The organism is Bradyrhizobium sp. SZCCHNR1093 (genome assembly GCF_032381175.1).
Lineage (GTDB): Bacteria > Pseudomonadota > Alphaproteobacteria > Rhizobiales > Xanthobacteraceae > Bradyrhizobium.
Window position 1 is genome coordinate 75288 of record NZ_JAUHJJ010000008.1, and the last position, 20686, is coordinate 95973.

Consider the following 20686-nt stretch of genomic DNA (forward strand, 5'->3'; position numbering starts at 1 on the left):
TGCCAAGGCCGGAGCTGTTCGAAGCGCTGCCGCCCGAGATTGCGGTCTTCAACGCCTACGGGCCGACGGAAGCGACCGTCTGCGCCACCGCATGGCGCCGACCGCCCGGCTTCGCCGGCGGCGTCGTCTCCATCGGTCGCCCGATCGCCAACGCGCGGATCTATCTGCTCGACGCCCAGGGCATGCCGGTGCCGCGCGGCGCCGTGGGCGAGATCTGGATCGGCGGGGCAGGGATTGCCCGCGGCTATCTCAACCGTCCCGATCTGTCGGCGCAGCGCTTTGCTGCGGATCCCTTCGATCGTTCGACCGATGCGCGGATGTATCGAACCGGTGATCTCGGCCGCCATCTCGCCGACGGCAACATCGAATTCCTGGGCCGCAACGACCATCAGGTGAAGATCCGCGGCTTCCGCATCGAGCTCGGCGAAATCGAGCATCGGCTGAATGCGCAGGCCGGCGTGCGGGACTCGGCAGTCCTGGCGCGGCGCGATGCGCAGGGCGATCTCACGCTCGTCGCCTATGTGGTGCCGGCGGACGATGCAGGTGATCCCAGCGCATGGGCTGCGCGCCTGCGCACGCAATTGCAGGCGTGTCTTCCGGACTACATGGTTCCGTCGGCGATCGTTCACCTCGATGCGTTTCCGCTGACACCCAACGGGAAGGTCGACCGGCAGGCGCTGCCGGCGCCGGACGACGAGGCGTTTGGCCGTGGCGCCTATGATCCGCCCCGCGGCGAAATCGAGCAGGCCCTCGCTGCCATCTGGCGCGAGCTGCTTGGCGTCGAGCGCGTCGGCCGCAACGATCATTTCTTCGAGCTCGGCGGTCATTCGCTGCTCGTCGTCCGCATGCTGGATCGACTGAAGCGCCATGCGCTGACGATCGATGCGCAGATGGTGTTCGCCAAGCCGGTGCTGCGCGATCTCGCGGCCAGCCTGCGGCAGGGCGAGGAGACCGCAATTCCTGACAACCTGATCACGGCGGAGAGCCCGGCCATCACGCCGGACATGCTGCCGCTGATCGCGCTGAGCCAGGGCGAGATCGACCGCGTGGTGGGCCGTGTGCCGGGCGGCGTCGCCAACGTCCAGGACATCTACGCGCTGTCGCCGTTGCAGGAGGGCATCCTGTTCCATCATCTGCTCGCGACCGAGGGCGACCCCTACGTGCTGGTCGCGCAGATGGCATTTGCGGGCCGTGATCTGCTGGATCGCTATCTTGCGGCCGTTCAGGACGTGATCGACCGGCATGACGTCCTGCGGACGTCGTTCCTCTGGGATGGGCTGTCGGTGCCGGCGCAGGTGGTCTGGCGCCAGGCACCGCTAAGCGTCACCGAAGTTGAGCTCGAAGGCAACGCGCCGGCCCAGGTCGAGCTGGCGCGCCGCTTCGATCCGAAGTCCTGCAGGCTCGATCTGACCCAGGCGCCATTGCTGCGTCTCGTTGTCGCCCGCGACCCAGGAAGTGATCGCCTGCTGCTGCTGGTCGTGCTGCATCACATGGTCGGCGACCATTCCACCCTGCAGGCGTTGCATGAGGAGGTGCAACTGATCCTGTCGGGACGCCGCACTGCTCTGCCTCCGCCGATTCCATTCCGCAATCTCGTCGCCGAGACTCGCAAGCCGGACGGACAGGATGCTCAGCAGCGCTTCTTCCGCAGCATGCTTGCCGACATCGATGCGCCGACGGCGCCGTTCGGATTGATCGAGGTGCGCAGCGACGGCGCCGGCGTGCGCGAGGCAAAGCTGCCCCTGCCGGCTGCGCTCGATGCGCGGCTGCGCGCGCAGGCGCGGCGCGTTGGCGCGAGCCTCGCCAGTCTCTGTCATGTCGCCTGGGGCCAGGTGCTGGCGCGCAGCAGCGGACGTGAGCAGGTCGTGTTCGGCACCGTGCTGCTCGGCCGCATGCAGGCTGGCCATGATACCGGCCGCAGCCTGGGCCTGTTCATCAACACGCTGCCGTTGCGGCTCGATCTCGACGGCACGTCGGTTGAGGACAGCGTTCGCGCAACGCATGCGCGGCTGGCGGAGCTGATGGTTCATGAGCATGCCTCGCTGGCAATGGCCCAGCGTTGCAGCGGCGTCGCGCCGCCGACGCCGCTGTTCTCCGCGATCCTGAACTATCGGCACGGCCAGCGGCAGGACGCGCGGGCAGACGCGCAGCCCATCCAGGCTCTGCGTGGCGTCGAATGGCTCGGTGGCGAGGAGCGTACCAACTATCCGCTGATGCTGGCGGTGGATGACGACGGTCATGGACTTCACCTGACGGTCCAGGCCGTGGCGCCGGTTGCGCCCGAGCGGGTCGGCGCGATGATGCAGCAGTCGCTCGATCGGCTGGCGCTGGCGCTCGAAGCGGCGCCGCACACGCCGGTGCGCCAGCTCGATGTCGTTCCAGTGGATGATCGCGCGCGGCTGCTGCGCGCTTGGAATGCGACGGCTGTCAGCTTCGCGGATACGCTCTGCGTGCACCGGCAGTTCGAGGTGCATGCGGCGCGAACTCCCGATGCGATCGCGCTCGTAAACGGGCAGGAGACGATCAGCTACGGCGCGCTGAATGCGCGGGCGAACCGCCTGGCGCGGCGGCTCAGGGATCGCGGCATCGGGCCGGATGTTGTGGTCGGGCTGGCGCTGGAGCGCGGCGTCACGATGATGGTTGCGCTGCTCGCGGTGCTCAAAGCGGGCGGGGCCTATCTGCCGCTCGATCCGGACTATCCGGCCGAGCGGCTCGCGCACATGCTGAACGACAGCGGCGCCAAGCTGCTGCTGACGCAAGCCACGCTGCACGACTGTTTCGCGCCGGTGCTGGCCCGGAGCGAGGCCGAGGCATGGCTGCTCGAGGTGGCGGCTGGCGAGGGCCTCGGCCAGACCGATAATCTTGCTGTCGACGTGCATCCGGAGAGCCTCGCTTACGTCATCTACACCTCCGGCTCCACCGGTCGGCCCAAGGGCGTGATGGTGCGTCACGCCGCGGTGACGAACTTCCTGACGACGATGGCCGAGCAGCCGGGCATCGCGGCCGACGACCGCGTGCTGGCGTTGACCTCGTTGTCGTTCGATATCGCCGTGCTGGAGCTGTGGCTGCCGCTGACCCATGGCGCCCGGATCGTGCTCGCCGACCGTGCCGCGGCCCGTGATCCGGTGGCGCTCAAGGCGATGGTGGCACGGCACGGCGTGACCATGGTCCAGGCGACGCCGTCGAGCTGGCGCATGCTGCTCGATCACGACGCGGCCGATACACACGAGACGGCTCCATGGCTGCCGAAGGGCTGTCGCCTGCTGAGCGGCGGGGAGGCGCTGGCCTCGGACCTGGCGCGGCGGCTGGGCGCGCTGGGCAGCGAGGTCTGGAACCTGTATGGGCCGACCGAGACCACGGTGTGGTCGGCGCGTCACCGCCTCGATGCGACCGATCCGGTGCCGCTGCTCGGCAGCCCGATCGGCAACACCCGGTTGTACGTGCTCGACACCGAACTCAATCTGGCGCCGGTCGGCGTCACTGGCGAGCTCTTCATCGGCGGTGACGGGCTCGCGCGCGGCTATTGGAAACGCGCCGCGTTGAGCGCGGAGCGCTTCATCCCGGATCCGTTCGGCAGCGACGGCGCGCGGCTGTACCGGACCGGCGACCTCGCGCGCTGGCGGGCCGACGGCGTGCTCGACTATGTCGGCCGCGCCGATCATCAGGTGAAGATCCGCGGACATCGGATCGAGCTCGGCGAGATCGAGGTGCGGCTGCGGGAGCGGCCGGGCGTGCGCGACAGCGTCGTCGTGGCGCAGGAGCTCGGCGGCGGCCGTCAATTGGTCGGCTATGTCAGCGGCGAGGATACGCTCGACGGCGGCGGCCTCCGCGCTGCGCTCGCAGCAGCGCTGCCGGACTACATGGTTCCGTCGCGCGTGATCGTACTGCCGGAGCTGCCGCTGACGCCGAACGGCAAGATCGACCGCAAGGCGCTGCCGCGGCCCGATGTCGGGGCTCCCGAAGCGCATCGCATCGGCCCGCGCAATCCGACCGAGGCCGCACTCGCGGCGATCTGGGCAGAGCTGCTGCACAGGCCGGACGTCGGCGTCACCGACAATTTCTTCGAGCTCGGCGGCGACTCGCTGGTGGCCGTCCAGCTCGTCGGCCGCATCAAGCGCGATCTCGCGCGGGAGGTGCCGCTGAAGCGGTTGTTCGAGCTGACCACGATCGAGGCCATAGCGTCTGTGCTCGCCGCGGACCCGCCGATGAGCAGGCGGAGCGACGACATTGCCGCCATGTTCGATCTGCTTGAGGAAGTCGAGTTTGCCAATGAATGATCAGTCCGGACTCCAGGCCCAGCAGCTCGGCGAAATCGCGCGTCGATTGGTGCGTCTCGATGCGTCGAAGCAGCGCGCGTTCCTGACGCAGTTGGCGGCCAAGGGGATCGATCTGTCGATCTTGCCGATCGCCCGGCAGCATCTGCAGCGCGCGCCGTTGTCGTTCGCGCAGGCCCGTCTCTGGTTCCTGTGGCGGATGGATCCGGGCGGCTCCGCCTACAACATGCCGGTCGCGATCCGCCTGCGGGGTCGGCTTGATGTTGGTGCGCTCCAACGGGCGCTCGATGAACTCGTCATGCGCCATGCCGCGCTCCGCACGACGTTCCGGCAGGACGACGGCGAGCCGGAGCAGATCGTAGGGTTGCCGGCGCCTGTCGCGCTTCGCCGCATCGAGATCGCGGGCGATGATCGCGAGCAGCAGGCGCGCCGGCTGCTGCGTGAGGAAGCGGCGTTGCCGTTCGATCTGGAATCCGGACCGCTGCTGCGCGCGGCGCTGCTGGGTCTTGGCGAGCACGACCATGTCCTCTCGGTCACGCTGCACCACATCGTCGCCGACGGCTGGTCGATGCAGGTTCTCACCGACGAGTTCTGGCAGCTCTATCACGCCGCCGCCCGCGGCGAGGTGGCCTCGCTGCCGGCGCTCGAGATCGACTACGCCGATTTCGCCGCCTGGCAGCGACTGTGGCTCGGTGCCGTCGAGGAGGAGCGGCAGCTTCGCTACTGGACCGTTCGTCTCCATGACACGGCCATGCTGCCGCTGCCATTCGATCGGCCCAGGTCAGCCCAGGCCGATCAATCTGGCGATGCCATACGGCTGTCGCTCGGGGCGGAGCTTTCCGATCGCCTGCGCGAGCTGGCGCGGGGACAGCACACGACGCTGTTCGTGGTGCTGCTGGCGGCGCTGAAGCTGGTGCTCTATCGCTACAGCGGCCAGCCCGACATCAGCGTCGGCATTCCGCTCGCCAATCGCGACCGGTCGGAGACGCGGCGTCTGATCGGCCTGCTCGTCAACACCCAGGTGCTGCGCACACGGATCGACAGTCAGGGTACGATCGGCGACGTCATCAAGACGTTGCGCGAGGCCTCGCTCGAAGCCCAGGATCACCAGGACCTGCCGTTCGAGCGCTTGCTCGACGTGCTGCAGCCGCAGCGCAGCCTGAGCCAGACTCCGCTATTCCAGGTGCTCTACAACCATCAGCATCGGCGCGAGCCGGCGCATGCGCCGGCTGCGTCCGAATTGCAGATCGAGACGATCGCGGCAGAGATCGACACGGTGAAATTCGACCTCGCTCTCGACAGCGAGGAGGCGCCGTCGGGAGACGTCTCGGCGCTGTTCTCCTTTGCCACCGCGCTGTTCGACCGGTCGACCATCGCACGGTTCGCCGGGCATTGGCTCACGATCCTACAGGCGATGGTCGCGGATCCCACACGTCGGATCGCGGCATTGGAGCTGTTGTCGGCCCGGCAACGCGACGACGTCAGACAGTGGAACGCTTGCCCTCCCGCGCTCGTGCCGTTCCAGCCGGTGCATCGGATGTTCGCCCGGCACGCAAAGGAGACGCCGAGCGCAGTGGCCCTGGTGTTTGGGGCCGAGACGATCACCTATCAGGCGCTCGATCGCCGCGCCAACGCCATCGCGCAGCATCTTGCAACGCTCGGCGTTCGTCCCGGCGAGCTCGTCGGCCTCTCGATGCGGCGCTCGCCCGATCTCGTCGCCGGTTTTGTTGCCGTCCTGAAGGCCGGCGCGGCCTATCTGCCGCTCGATCCTGATCATCCGCCAGCGCGGCTGGCCGCCACCGTTCGAGATGCCGGCGCGCGCGTCGTGCTGGTCGATGCGGCGGGACTGTCGCAATGGCCGCCGATGCCGGGGATCGCGGTCGTCGATCTCGGCGCGATGACGGCTGAGACGACGGAGAGCGACCCGGCGGTCGATGTCCATCCCTCGAGCCTCGCCTACGTGATCTATACGTCCGGCTCCACCGGCGTGCCGAAGGGCGTTGCGGTCGCTCACGGATCGTTCGCAATGCATTGCGAGGCCACCGCCGAGCTCTACGAGATGGGCCGGCAGTCGCGCGAGCTGCACTTCCTCTCCTTTACGTTCGACGGCGCGCATGAGCGGTTGTGGACCGCGCTGGGCTGCGGCGCCGCGCTGGTGATGCGTGATGCCGATCTCTGGTCGGCGGAGAAGACGCTCGACGTGATGGGCGCGCAGCGCGTGACCAATGCCGGCTTTCCGCCGGCCTATCTGCGGCAGCTCGCCGACTTCGCGGCGTGGCGCGGTGATCCGCCGCCCGTGTCGCTGTATTCGTTCGGCGGTGAGGCAATGCCCAAATCGGGCTTCGACAAGGTCAGGCAGGCGCTGCGGCCGCGCAAGCTGATCAACGGCTATGGTCCGACGGAGACAGTGGTCACGCCGCTGGTCTGGAAGGTCGACGTCGATGCCGAGATCGACTGCGCCTATGCACCGATCGGCCGTCCAGTCGGCCGGCGCTCGGCCTATGTTCTCGACGGCGATCTCAACATCGTTCCGGTCGGCGTCACCGGCGAGCTTCATATCGGCGGCGAGGGGCTCGCGGCCGGCTATTGGAATCGGCCGGCGCTGACGGCGGAGCGCTTCATCCCCGATCCGTTCGGCGCACCTGGCGCGCGGCTGTATCGCACCGGCGATCTGGCGCGCTGGCGCGCCGATGGCGTCATCGACTATGTCGGCCGGTCCGACCACCAGCTCAAGATCCGCGGCTTCCGCATCGAGCCGGGCGAGGTCGAGGCACGGCTGACGCGGCAGGCGGGTGTTCAGTCGGCGGTGGTGGTGGCACGCGAGATCGGCGGACGCCAGCAGCTCGTCGGCTATGTCTGCGGCGAGGACGGCCTCGACGAGACCGGGCTGCGGGCGGCGTTGTCCGAGGAGCTGCCGGACTACATGGTTCCGGCCCGCATCGTACTGATGTCGCGGATGCCGCTCACGGCGCATGGCAAGGTCGATCGCGACGCCTTGCCGGCGCCCGAGCAATTGTCCGCCGAGACCGACTACGTCGTGCCGCAGTCCCCCGCGGAATTGGAGCTGGCGGCGATCTGGGCCGAATTGCTTGGCCATTCGCGGGTGGGCCTGACCGACAATTTCTTCGAGCTCGGCGGCGATTCCATCATCTCGCTGCAGGTGGTCGGACGCGCGCGCCAGCGTGGCCTGTCGATCGAGCCTCGCGATCTGTTCCGGCATCAGACGCTGCAGGAGCTGGCGCGGGTCGCGCGTCGCGATCGGGCCGTCGTTGCATCCGCTGAGCCGCTTGCGCGTGATGGCGATCCGGTGCCGCTGTTGCCGATCCAGCGCCGCTTCTTTGCCGAGGACGCCGGCGAACGGCATCACTGGAATCAGGCGTTGATGCTCGTGCCGTCGGCGCGGCTCGACTGGTGGGTGATGGCGCAGGCGGTCGAGGCCGTGGTGGCGCATCACGATGCCCTGCGGCTGCAATTTCGGCAAAGCGACCGAGAGTGGCAGGCGAGATACGGCGCGATGCCGGCGAGCGCCGATCTGCTCTGGATCCGCACCGTCGCCGATGCGGCTGAGATCACCTCGGCTGGCGCGACCGCGCAGGCAAGCCTGTCTCTGCAGGGACCGTTGCTGCGGCTCGTCGGCATGGACGTTGCCGACGGCAGCCAGAGGCTTCTCATCGTCGTGCATCATCTCGTCGTCGATGGCGTGTCCTGGCGCGTGCTGCTCGAGGACATCGCCTCGGCGTATCGACAGGTGGCGCAGGGCGCGGCCGCGATTGCTCTGCCTTCCAAGAGCCGGTCCATGGCGTCATGGGGCATCAGTCTCGAAGACTACGCCGCCAGCGAGGAGCTGGCTGGTCAGCTCGACTATTGGAGACAGCGGACCGCCGCAGGCGACGTGCCATGCGACGATGATCACGGCGAGACCGATCGCGTCGCCGATGGTGAGGATGTCGTCGTGTCCTTCGATACCGACATGACCGGGCAACTGCTCAAGCAGGCGCCCGCTGCCTACAGCACCCAGGTCAATGACCTGCTGCTGGCGGCGCTGGCCCGCGCGGTCAGCCGCTGGAGCGGGCTCGATGAATGTCTGGTCGAGCTCGAAGGTCACGGCCGGGAAGACATCTTCGAGGGCTTCGACCTGTCGCGAACGGTCGGCTGGTTCACGACCGCGTTTCCCGTTCGGCTCGCCGGCTGTGCTGGCGATAACGCTACGCTGATCAGATCGATCAAGGAGGAGTTGCGGGCCATCCCGGCGCGCGGGCTCGGCTACGGCGTGCTGCGCTATTGCGGCAGCCCCGAGCAGCGCGCCGCCCTGACGGGCGGAGCCGAGCCGCGGATCGTCTTCAACTATCTCGGCCAGTTCGGCGCCGGCTCCGACCTTGCCTTCGCGCTCGCGCCGGAAGGCGCGGGGCCGTCACGCAGCGCGAGCGCGCCGCTCGGGCGCTGGCTCAGCATCAACGGCCAGGTGCTTGATGGCCGGCTGAGGCTGACATTCAGCTTCGGCCGCCGACGCTATCGCCGCGCGACGATCGAGCGGCTGGCCGCGTGCTATTCCGCGGCCCTGCGCGAACTCGTCGCGCATTGCACGAACGGCGTATACGGCCTCACGCCGTCGGACGTTCCGCTCTCAGGCCTCAGCCAGCCGGAGCTCGACCTGCTCGGAGCGTCGCGCGATTGGCGCGATATCGAGGATATCTATCCGCTGTCGCCGATGCAGCAGGGCATGCTGTTCCACGCGCTGCGCGACGGTGACAGCGGCAACTATGTCAGCCAGATCGCCGTCGACATCAGCGGTGCGGACGCGGCGCGCTTGCGCGCGGCGTGGCAGGCGGTGACGGCGAGACACGCGGTGCTGCGGACAGTGTTCGTGTGGAGAGAATTGTCGGGCGCGCCGCAGCAGGTCGTCCACCGGCAGGTTCCTGTCCCCTTCGTCGAGGAGGACTGGCGCGACCGTGTGGACTCGATGGATCAGGCCGCGCGTGACGCGGCGCTGGCCGATGTGGCCGCAGCCGAATGGCGGGCCGGCTTCGACCTGTCGCGTCCGCCATTGCAGCGGGTCCGTCTCATCGATCTCGGCGGCGGTGTGCACCGCCTGATCTGGACACATCATCACATCCTGCTCGACGGCTGGAGCGCGGCAAGGCTCATCGGCGAGATCATGAAGCATGTCGGTGGCGCGTCGCTGTCCGCCCCACGCGGCCGCTACCGCGACTACATTGCCTGGTTGCAGCAGCAGGATCGCGATGCGTCGAGCGCGTTCTGGGCACGCTCGCTCTCGACGGTCGGTGAGCCGAGCCTGCTTGCCGATGCGCTGGGCGGGCCGGCCGCGCCTGCCGACGGCCATGGCTCGATCGATCTCGTCATCGATGGGGCGACGACGGAGCGGCTGCAGGTCGTGGCGCGGCGCGAGCGGGTGACCCTGAACACGGTCCTGCAAGCGGCCTGGGGACAGCTGCTGCGGCGCTTGACCGGCCAGGATGTCGTCTGCTTCGGCGCCACGATCTCCGGCCGGCCGCCTGAGATCGCGGGCGTGGAGGAGACCGTCGGCCTGTTCATCAACACCGTGCCCGTGTTCGAGGATGCAACGCCTCAAATGTCGGTCGGTGATTGGTTGCGCGGCTTACAGGATCGCAACGTCGACTTGCGCGAGCATGGCTGGATGCCGCTCCACGAGATTCAGCGGCTTGCGGGCCGCGCCGGCCGGCCGCTGTTCGACTCCATCTTCGTGTTCGAGAACTATCCGGTCGACGCGGCGCTGCGCGATCAGGCCGGCGAGGGGCCGCGTGCCAGCCGCGCCGAGCAGATCTCGATCACGAACTATGCGCTCACGGTCGCGGTGTTCGTGACGGACAGGGGCATCCGGCTTGGATTCCGCTACGATCGCAGCCAGTTCGACCAGGCGCAGATCGAGCGGATACAGGCAGCTTTCGCCTGTCTGCTCGCGCGCATTGCCGACGACGGCAGCCGACCGGTCGCAGAGCTGCATGGATTGGACGCCGCCGCTTTGCATCGAGTGCTCGGCTGGAGCTCGGGACCTGTCGCGCGGACGGTGAATGACGACTTCGTCGACGTCGTGACGCAGATCGAGCAGCAGGTCGCACGGTCGCCTGCGGCCATTGCCGTGATCTCCGGTCAGGAGAGGATCAGCTACGCCGAACTGAATGCGCGGGCCAACCGACTGGCGCGACAGATCAGGCAGGCCGGCGTCGCTCTGGATGCTCCGGTCGGCTTGGCATTCGAGCGCAGCGCCGACCTGGTCGTGGCTGTGCTGGCCGTTATGAAAGCCGGCGCCGGCTACCTGCCGCTCGATCCGGACTATCCCGCCAAGCGGCTCGCCGCGATGCTGTGCGACAGTGGCGCCCGGCTGGTGCTGACGCAGGCGCAACTGCGCGATCGGCTGATCGAGATCACGGCAGGGGTGGGCGCCGAGCTGCTCGTGGTCGACGGCGCCCGTGAGGGTCGCGGTTTGCGCGCCACTGATGGCTCCGATGTTCGGATTCCGGTTCATGCCGAGAGCCTCGCCTATGTGATCTACACGTCCGGCTCGACCGGCGTGCCCAAGGGCGTGGCCTGCACGCGCGGCGCCCTGGCGGCACGGCTAGGATGGATGCAGAAGGAGTACGGGCTCGATCCCAGCGAAACGCTGTTGCAGAAGACGCCGTTCAGCTTCGACGTCGCGGTGTGGGAAATCCTGTGGCCGCTGATCGTCGGCGCGCGGCTTGCGATTGCAGCGCCAGGCGCACATCGCGAGCCGAAGCGGCTGATCGATGCGGTCACTGCGCATGGCGTGACCACGCTGCATTTCGTGCCGCAGATGCTCGCGCAATTCGTGGCTGAGCCAGAGGTTCAGCGGTGCGTGACCTTGAAGCGCCTGTTCTCCGGTGGCGAGGCCCTGCCGGTCCAGCTGAAGGACCAAGTCTATTCGGTGTTCCCGGCGATCCGGTTCGACAATCGGTATGGGCCGACCGAAGCGCTCATCAATGCCAGCTTCTGGAACTGTCGCGGGCCGAGCGGGTCGGGCGTGCCGATCGGCTTCCCGATCCCGGGCACGATCCTGTGCATTGTCGATGCCGATCTCAATCCGGTCGCCGAGGGAACGACGGGCGAGCTCCATATCGGCGGAGACGGGCTGGCGCGCGGCTATCTCGGGCGCGCGGCGCTGACGGCCGAGCGCTTCATTCCCGATCCTTTCGGACCTCCCGGCGCGCGGCTCTATCGAAGCGGCGATCTGGCGCGCTGGCGCAGCGACGGCGCCATCGCCTATGTCGGCCGGGCCGATCACCAGGTGAAGGTTCGCGGCTTCCGCATCGAGCTCGGCGAGATCGAAGCGCGGCTCCTGCAGCAGCCCTCGGTCAGCGCGGCCGTCGTGATCGCCAGGGATTTCGGCGTGGGTCGGCAGCTGGTCGGCTATGTCTGCGGCGACGGCATGCTCGATGCTGCGACGCTGCGTGAGGCCCTGTCCGCAACGCTGCCGGACCACATGGTGCCGGCGCGGATCATGGTCCTCGACCGCCTGCCTCTGATGGTGAATGGCAAGGTCGATCGCAACGCGCTGCCAGCGCCGGAGGCGCCCGTTGCAGCGATGCGGATTGCGCCGCGGACGCCGGCCGAGGCTGCGTTGGCCACCATCTGGGCCGAGCTGCTGCATCAGCCGGATGTCGGGATGACCGACAATTTCTTCGAGCTCGGTGGCGATTCCATCATCTCGCTGCAGATGGTCAGTCGTGCGCGGCGGGCCGGCCTTCTGATCGAGCCGCGAGACGTCTTCAAGCACCAGACGCTGGAAGCCCTGGCGCGCGACGCGCGGGTGATCGTCCGGCTGGAGACGACGGCAGAGCAGGGGCGCATCGCCGGGCCACTTCCGTTGCTGCCGATTCAGCTCCGCTTCTTCGAGCAGGAACTGGACGCCCCTGATCACTGGAATCAGGCTTTGCTGCTGCGGCCGCGGCGGCGGCTCGACTGGGACGTGTTGCGACGCGCAGCGGTGGCCGTCGTCGCGCATCACGACGCACTGCGACTGCGCTTCGAACGCATCGACGGTGTCTGGCGCGCCGAGCACGGGCCGGGGCCGGCTGTCTCGGACCTGTTGCGGTCGTGCGAGCTCGCCGACGGCGAGGCGGTCACCGCGCTCGCCGCAGAGGTCCAGGCGAGCCTCTCGCTCGCGCATGGTCGTTTGGTGCGGATGGCCGGCATCGATCTGCCGGAAGGCGAGCAGCGCCTCCTGATCGTGATCCATCACCTCGTGATCGACGGCGTGTCGTGGCGCGTGCTGCTGGAGGATCTCGCGGCTGCCTATGAGCAGCTCATGCGCGGGCAAGAGGCGACACTGCCGGCCAAGACGCACGCCTACGCCCAATGGGGCGCAGCGCTACGCGCACACGCGGCCTCGGATGCGCTGGTTGCCGAGCTGGACTACTGGTCAGGGCTCCGGCGGGCGGACGACGTGCCATGCGATTCTGATCATGCGGATCGGGATACGATCGCCGACGCCGACGACGTGCTGCTTGCGATCGACGCCGAGCTGACCGCGCGTCTGCTGGGTACGGCGCACGGCGCGTACAGAACCCAGGTCAATGATCTGCTGCTGTCGGCGCTCGCGCGCGCGGTGTGGCAGTGGTCGGGCCGCGAAATCATGACGGTCGAGCTCGAAGGCCACGGCCGCGAGGATCTGGGCGGCGGGCTCGATCTGTCACGAACCATCGGCTGGTTCACGACTGCGTTTCCGGTACATCTGATGGCTGGATCGCAGCCACCCGCGGTGCTGATCAAGACGACCAAGGAGATGCTGCGGTCAGTCCCCAGCCGGGGACTTGGTTACGGCGTCCTGCGCTATCTGGGTTCTGATGCCCAGCGTGCGACGCTGACGACGGGAGCGCAGCCGCGCATCGGGTTCAACTATCTCGGTCAGGTCGATGGCAGCACGGACGAGACTGCACTGTTCTCGATCGCGCCCGAGAGCGCCGGCCCGTCGCGTGCGGCATCGAGCCCGTTGCGCCACCATATCGCCATCAATGCGAGGGTGCTCGACGGTCGTCTGGAGCTATCGTTCGGCTTCAGCAGGAAGCGCTATCGACGCGAGACCGTGACCCGCGTCGCAGGCTGTTTCGAGGCGGCGCTCCGTGAGCTGGTCGATCACTGCACGAGCGGCGTCCACGGCGTGACGCCATCCGATGTGCCGCTGTCGAAGCTGAGCCAGGCCGAGCTCGACGCGCTGACGCTGGATTGGCGCGAGGTCGAGGACATCTATCCGCTGTCGCCGATGCAGCAGGGCATGCTGTTCCACGCGTTGCACGACGACGGCACCGGGGTCTACGTCAACCAGGTTGCCGCCGAGATCCGCGGTCTCGACGCCGGCAAGCTGCAAGCCGCGTGGCAGGCGGTCAGCAATCGCCATACCGTGCTTCGCACCGGTTTCCTGTGGCGTGAATTGCCGGGACCACCGCAGCAGGTCGTGCATCGCAGTGCCGACGTTCCCTTCGTCGCGGAGGATTGGCGGGAACGTGCGGCGCAGCTCGCTCCGGCCGCCTTGGATGCTGTGCTCACGACGGTTGCAGACCGCGAGCGCGTCGACGGCTTTGATCTCTCGCGGCCGCCGCTGCAGCGCGTGAGGCTGATCCGGATCGCCGACGACCGGCATTGGCTGATCTGGACTCATCATCATATCCTGATGGACGGCTGGAGTTCGGCCCGCTTCATCGCCGAGGTGATGCAGCACGAGGAGCAGGCGGCGCTGCAGGGACAGCCGCCGCGCTACCGCGACTACATCGCCTGGCTGCAGGCGCAGGACCATGGTGCTGCGGCCGAGTTCTGGCGCGCGGCGTTGGCCGGGCTCGACGAGCCGAGCCTGCTGGCGCAGCCTGCGGTCGACGCGCGCATGGGCCATGGCTCGCTCGCCATGGCGGTGGACGTCGATCTCAGCGAGCGACTGCAACGTTTCGCGACCCGCGAGCGGGTCACGCTGAACACGGTGATGCAGGCGGCATGGGCGCAATTGCTTCGTCGATTCACCGGCCAGGACACGGTCTGCTTCGGTGTGACGGTGTCGGACCGACCCGCCGGGCTCGCCGGCGCCGAGGAGATGGTCGGTCTCTTCATCAACACCTTGCCGGTGGTCGACGCCGAGAATCCGCAGCAGCGGATCGGCGCGTGGTTGCGCGACCTGCAGGATCGCAATCTCGCCTTGCGGGATCACGGCTGGATGCCGCTGGCCGACATCCAGCGGATCGCGGGCCGGGCAGGGCGTCCGCTGTTCGACAGCATTCTCGTGTTCGAGAACTATCCGGTCGACGAGGCCTTGAAGACCAAGGATGGCCGCCTGAGCGTCAGCCGGACGAGGATCCTCGAAACGAGCAACTATCCGCTGTTCGTGAGCGTCGGTCTCGAAAGAGAGCTGCGGTTGGTGTTCAATTTCCAGCAGCAACATTTCGACGAAGTCGAGATTCGTCGGCTGCAGATGGCGTTCGTGCAACTGCTCGCGGCCATCACTCGCGATGCCGAGCAGGCGGTCGGCTGCATTGCGGCCGATGATTCCGCAGACCTCGCGCTGCTGGCGCGGGTCAACGATTCGGCGGGGGCCGTGACGACACCGAGCGTCGTCGCTCAGTTCGAGGCGCAAGCAGAGCGCGCGCCCGATGCGATCGCGCTCGTGCACAATGAGGAGACGATCAGCTATGGCGCGCTGAACGCGCGCGCGAACCGGCTCGGCCACAGGCTCAGGGAGCATGGCGTCGGTCCGGACGTGGTGGTGGGGCTGGCGCTCGAGCGCGGTGTCACGATGATGGTGGCGCTGCTCGCGGTGCTCAAGACAGGCGGAGCCTATTTGCCGCTCGATCCGGACTATCCGGCCGAGCGTCTCGCGCACATGCTGAGCGACGGCGGCGCGAAGCTGTTGCTGACGCAAGCGACGCTCCACGACGGGCTCGCGCCGGTGCTGGCGGGCGGCCACGCCCAGGCTTGGCTGCTGGACGAGGTGGCTGGAGAAGAAACGGTCGACGCAGGCAATCTCGACGTCGCCTTCCATCCTGAAAGCCTCGCTTACGTCATCTACACCTCCGGTTCGACTGGCCTGCCCAAGGGCGTGATGGTGCGCCATGGCGCCGTGACGAATTTCCTGGCGACGATGGCTGAGCAGCCCGGCATTGCGCGCGATGACCGCGTGCTCGGTTTGACCTCGCTGTCGTTCGACATCGCGGTGCTCGAGCTCTGGCTGCCGCTGACGCGTGGCGCTCGGATCGTGCTGGCGGATCGCGCCTCGGCCCATGATCCGGCGGCCTTGAAGGCGATCGTGGCCCGGCAGGGCGTGACCATGATCCAGGCGACGCCGTCGAGCTGGCGCATGCTGCTCGATCACGACGACGGTTCGCACGGATGGCTGCCTCGGGGCTGCCGGTTGCTGAGCGGCGGCGAGGCGCTGGCTCCCGACCTGGCGCTCCGGCTGCTCGCGCTCGGAGACGAGGTCTGGAACCTGTTTGGACCGACGGAAGCCACGGTGTGGTCGGCGCGCCATCGGCTCGATGCGCGCGATCCTGCACCCGTGCTAGGCGGCCCGATCGGCAGCACCACGCTCCATGTGCTTGACGGCGGTCTCAACCGCACGCCCGTCGGCGTGACAGGCGAACTCTTCATCGGTGGCGAGGGCCTGGCCCGTGGCTATTGGAGCCGTCCGGCGCTCAGCGCCGAGCGCTTCATTCCCGACCCATTCGGCGATCCCGGTGCGCGGCTGTACCGGACCGGCGATCTGGCGCGGTGGCGGGCCGATGGATTGCTCGATTATGTCGGCCGCGCCGATCACCAGGTGAAGATCCGTGGCCACCGCATCGAGCTCGGCGAGATCGAGGCGCGGTTGCGATCACAGCCCGGCGTGCGCGACAGCGTCGTGGTGGCGCAGGAACTCGGCAGTAGTCGGCAACTGGTCGGCTACGTCAGCAGCGACGATTCGCTCGATGGTGCTGAGCTGCGCGCGCAGCTCATCTCCTTGCTTCCGGACTACATGGTGCCGTCGCGTGTGATTGTGCTGCCACAACTGCCGCTGACTCCCAATGGCAAGATCGATCGCAAGGCGCTGCCGCTGCCTGACACGCGGTCCGCTAAGGCGCAGCGCATCGCGCCACGCAATCCGACCGAGGCCGCACTCGCTGCGATCTGGGCCGAGCTGCTGCACCAGGTGGATGTCGGCGTCACCGACAACTTCTTCGAGCTCGGCGGCGACTCGATCATCTCGCTGCAGATGGTCAGTCGCGCACGCCGCGCCGGTCTCGAGCTGGAGCCGAGAGACGTGTTCCGGCTGCAGACGATCGAGCTGCTCGCGCCGGCCTGCCTGGTGGCGCGGAACGACCAGCCCCCGGTCACCCTCGCGCGCGGCGCATTGTCGGGGCTGACGAGCGAGGAGCTCGCGCGGCTTGGTGTCGACTGGGACCGCATCGAGGACGTCTATCCGCTCTCGCCGATGCAGCAGGGCATGCTGTTTCACAGCCTGCGCGATGCCGGCAGCGGCGTCTATGTCAACCAGGTGAGCGTCGAGATCCGAGGGCTGGACGTCGAGCGGCTGCGCAGCGCCTGGCAGGAGGTCTCTGCTTGTCATCCGATGTTGCGCACCGGTTTCCTCTGGCGCGAGCTGTCCGGCGCACCGCTGCAGGCGGTCCATCGCGAGGCGAGCGTGCCGTTCACGACGGAAGACTGGCGCGGACAGGCCGTCGATGAGGCGCGGCTGTCAGCGGCCCTGGCCGCAGAGCGTGACGCCGAGTTCGATCTCGCGGTACCGCCGCTGCAGCGTGTCCGCCTGTTGCAGCTCGACCACGATCGCCATCGCCTGATCTGGACTTACCACCACATCCTGATGGATGGCTGGAGCTCGGCCCGCTTCATCGCCGAAATCCTGCAGCGCTGTGCCGGGCGGGCGCTCACGGCTCGTTCGGCGCACTATCGCGACTATGTTGCCTGGCTTCTGGCCCAGGACGCGCAGGCGGCCGAGCGCTTCTGGCGAGGACAACTCACGGCCTTCGACCAGCCGACGCAACTGGCCGATGCCTTCGGCGCGCGGCGCCACGATGCGCACGGACATCGCCGCTGCTACACGCGGCTCGACAAGGATGCGACCGCGGCATTGAAGGCGTTCGCACGGCACGAGCGCATCACGCTGAACACGCTCATCCAGGGCGTCTGGGCGCTGCTGCTGCAGCGCTACACCGGCCAGCAGACCATCACGTTCGGCGTCACCGTCGCTGGCCGTCCGCCCGGTCTCGACGGCGCCGAGCAGATGATCGGCCTGTTCATCAATACGCTGCCGATGATCGAGGCGCCCCCGCCGGATGTTCTGATCGGTGACTGGCTGCGCGCCATGCAGGACCGTAACGCCGCGATGCGCAACTTCGAGCAGACGCCGCTCTACGACATCCAGAGCTGGGCCGGGCGTGCCGGCGAAACCATGTTCGACAGCATCATCGTGTTCGAGAACTATCCGGTCGAGCGTGGCCTGCTGCAGGGTGATGGCTCGCTTCAATTCGGCGAGCTGCGCAATGTCGACGTCACCAACTATCCGATGGATCTGTCCGTCTTGGTCGAGGATACGCTGCAGGTCGAATTCACCTATATGCCGAGCCACTTCACGCCGGATCAGGCGGAGCAGGTGAGGGCACAGTTCGAACATCTGCTTGCGGTCATGATGCGAAGTCCGGATGCCCCGCTCGGCGCGATCGATGCGGCGGCTGCTCAGGACGTGCAGCGAGCACGTGTCTGCAATGGTCGGGCGGCGTCTGCCGCGACGCGCCCGCTCGTGCACGAAATGATCGGCGGTCATGCACAGCGCAATCCTGAGCGTGTCGCTCTCACGATCGGCGGCAGCAACGTCTCCTACGGCGAGCTCGATCGTCGCGCCAATCGGCTCGCGCACCATCTCATCGAGGCCGGGCTCAGGCCGGACCAGCGAGTCGGGGTCGTCGTCGAGCGCAACGACGCCACGATGGCAGCGCTGCTCGCCGTGCTGAAGGCCGGCGGAGCCTATGTGCCGCTTGATCCCGAGCTGCCGCCGGACCGCATTGACTTTGTGATGCGTGACGCCGGCATCACGGTTCTGCTGTCCGGCTCGCGTCACGTCGTCGCCATCGCCGGCGTTCGGGCCATCGATCTCGCCTCGTTTGATTTCGAAGCCGGTCCGCATCATGCGCCGGATCCTCATCTGCATCCGGAGAACCTCGCTTATGTGATCTACACGTCAGGCTCCACCGGGCGGCCGAAGGGCGTTGCGGTTGCGCATGGCCCGCTCGCGATGCATTGCAGGGCGACCGCTTCGCTCTACGAGCTCGATGAGCACGCAAGCGAGCTGCATTTCCTGTCGCTGGCGTTCGACGGCGCACATGAGCGCTGGCTCACGGTGCTGTCTCAGGGCGCAAGGCTGGTCATGCGCGATGCGGAGCTATGGACGCCCGAGCAGACCGTTGCGACGCTTCATGTCCAGCGCATCACGCACATCGGCCTGCCGCCGGCCTATCTCCAGCAGGTCGCCGAATGGGTGGAGCAGACCGGCAATCCGCCGCCGGTGAGGCTGTATTCGTTCGGCGGCGAGGCCATGCCGAAGGCCGGCTTCGACAAGGTCAGACGGACGCTGAAGCCGCAGATCCTGATCAACGGATATGGTCCGACCGAGACCGTCGTGACACCGCTGGTCTGGAAGGTCGACGGCAACACGGAGTGCGACAAGGCGTATGCACCGATCGGCAGTCCCGTCGGCCGCCGCACGGCCTACATCCTCGATGTCTTCCTGAATCTCGTTCCAGCGGGCGCCGCCGGCGAGCTCTACATCGGCGGGTTCGGGCTCGCGCGCGGGTACCACGCCAAGCCAGGCATGACGGCGGAACGCTTTGTGCCGGATCCATTTTCGACGAACGAGGGCGCACGTCTCTACCGCACCGGCGACCTTGCGCGATGGGATGCGAGCGGCACGATCGAATATCTCGGACGCAGCGACGATCAGGTCAAGGTCAGCGGCTTCCGGATCGAGCTTGGCGAAATCCAATCGGCTTTGCTGAGCGACCCAGCAGTCGCGCAGGCCGCCGTGATCGCCGTACCCGGAGCGGGTGGCAATCAGCTGGTGGCCTATGTGGCGCCGCGAGCGCCATGCGACGCCGCCGCCGCTGCGGCCGAGCGGCTGTCCGCGGCGCTGACCGCCGCGCTGCGCCGGACCTTGCCGGCCTACATGATTCCATCCCGCATCATCGTGCTCGAGCGCCTGCCGACGCTGTCGAGCGGCAAGGTCGATCGCAAGGCGTTGCCCGCGCCGGACATCGCTGCCGCGGCCGCGTTCATCGCGCCGGAAATCGCTGCCGAAGTCGCGATGGCGAAGCTGTGGGCGGAGGTTCTCGGCGTCGCGCAAGTCGGCGTCACCGACAACTTCTTCGAACTCGGCGGCAATTCGATTCTCAGCCTCAAGGTGATCGCGCGACTTCGCTGCGACCCGGTCCTCGATGGCGAGATCAAGCTGCGCGATCTCCTGCAGAGGCCGACCATTCGCGCCTTGCTCGGCACCCCCGCAGCATCATCCACGCGGCCGTCGGCGCTGCTGCCCCTGAGTTCGCCGGTCGATGGCACGCCGCCGGTGTTCTGCCTTCACGGCGGATTCGGCACGGTGTTCGACTATGCGCCGCTGGCGCGCCGTCTGGAGGGACAGAGGCAACTGATCGGACTGCAGTGCCGGACGCTGATCGAACCATCCTTCATCGACCAGTCGCTGGCGGCGATGTCCGCTGACTATGTCGATGAGATCGTGCGGACGCAAAGCAAAGGACCCTATCATCTGATCGGCTGGTCGCTCGGCGGGCTGGTCGCATGCCTGGTGGCCGCCGAACTGGAACGGCGCGGTGAGCGGGTCGAGCGCCTGGCGCTGATCGACAGCTTCGTTCCGCATGGTGACGAGCAGCCGTCGCCCGGGCGGCATTGGACGGACGACTTGCTGACGCTGCTGTCGGTCACGGCGCCGGGCGTGCAGCCTTCAGCCATCACGTCGCAGGTGACGGCGATTCGTTCCGGCGATGTGCCGGTGACGGACGAGGTGATCCGGCGCCTGGTCGCCGATGCAATCGGCATGGCGCCGCTGCAGCCGCGCGATGGTCTTCTCGGCGTCGACGACATCGTCGCGGCCTTCAGGGGCGGGCGCCATCTCGCGCAACTGGCTCGGGCGGCCGAATGGCCGGCCGATCTCGTTGCAGCGCCCAGCTGCTGGTGGACGTCCGGCCGGCTTCGGCAGCGCGATCGGCTCGCGGCGCTGCTGCCGCACGCGGCAGATTGTGGCGTGGCCGGCGACGACCACTTCTCGATCCTTAGCAACGAATCCTTCCTGGCGGCGCTCGGCGCGTGGCTGGTGCCCGTCCGGGCGGCGCAGACATCGCCGGATCTGCAGCCCGAACCGGCTGAATGAGGTGATC

2 protein-coding genes (1 of these 2 running past the window's edge) are annotated in these 20686 nt (G+C 67.8%); both read left to right on the top strand.

Features of this window, described 5'->3' with window-relative positions; genetic code table 11:
• Positions 1-4277: the 3' portion of a non-ribosomal peptide synthetase gene (locus QX070_RS23545; protein ID WP_315739517.1), read on the top strand. The gene continues 2323 nt to the left of window position 1, outside the view; the window shows 4277 of its 6600 coding nt (coding positions 2324-6600); its start codon lies beyond the left edge, outside the window; its stop codon occupies positions 4275-4277.
• Positions 4270-20679: a non-ribosomal peptide synthase/polyketide synthase gene (locus QX070_RS23550; protein WP_315739518.1), complete on the top strand. Its 16410-nt coding sequence runs from the start codon at positions 4270-4272 to the stop codon at positions 20677-20679. The genes QX070_RS23545 and QX070_RS23550 overlap by 8 nt, the downstream gene beginning before the upstream one ends.
• Positions 20680-20686: the final 7 nt, after the last annotated feature.

What these genes read in the sequence shown, in the direction of transcription:
- QX070_RS23550 (WP_315739518.1), top strand. Translation starts at nt 4,270, where the DNA reads ATGAATGATCAGTCCGGACTCCAGGCCCAGCAGCTCGGCGAAATCGCG.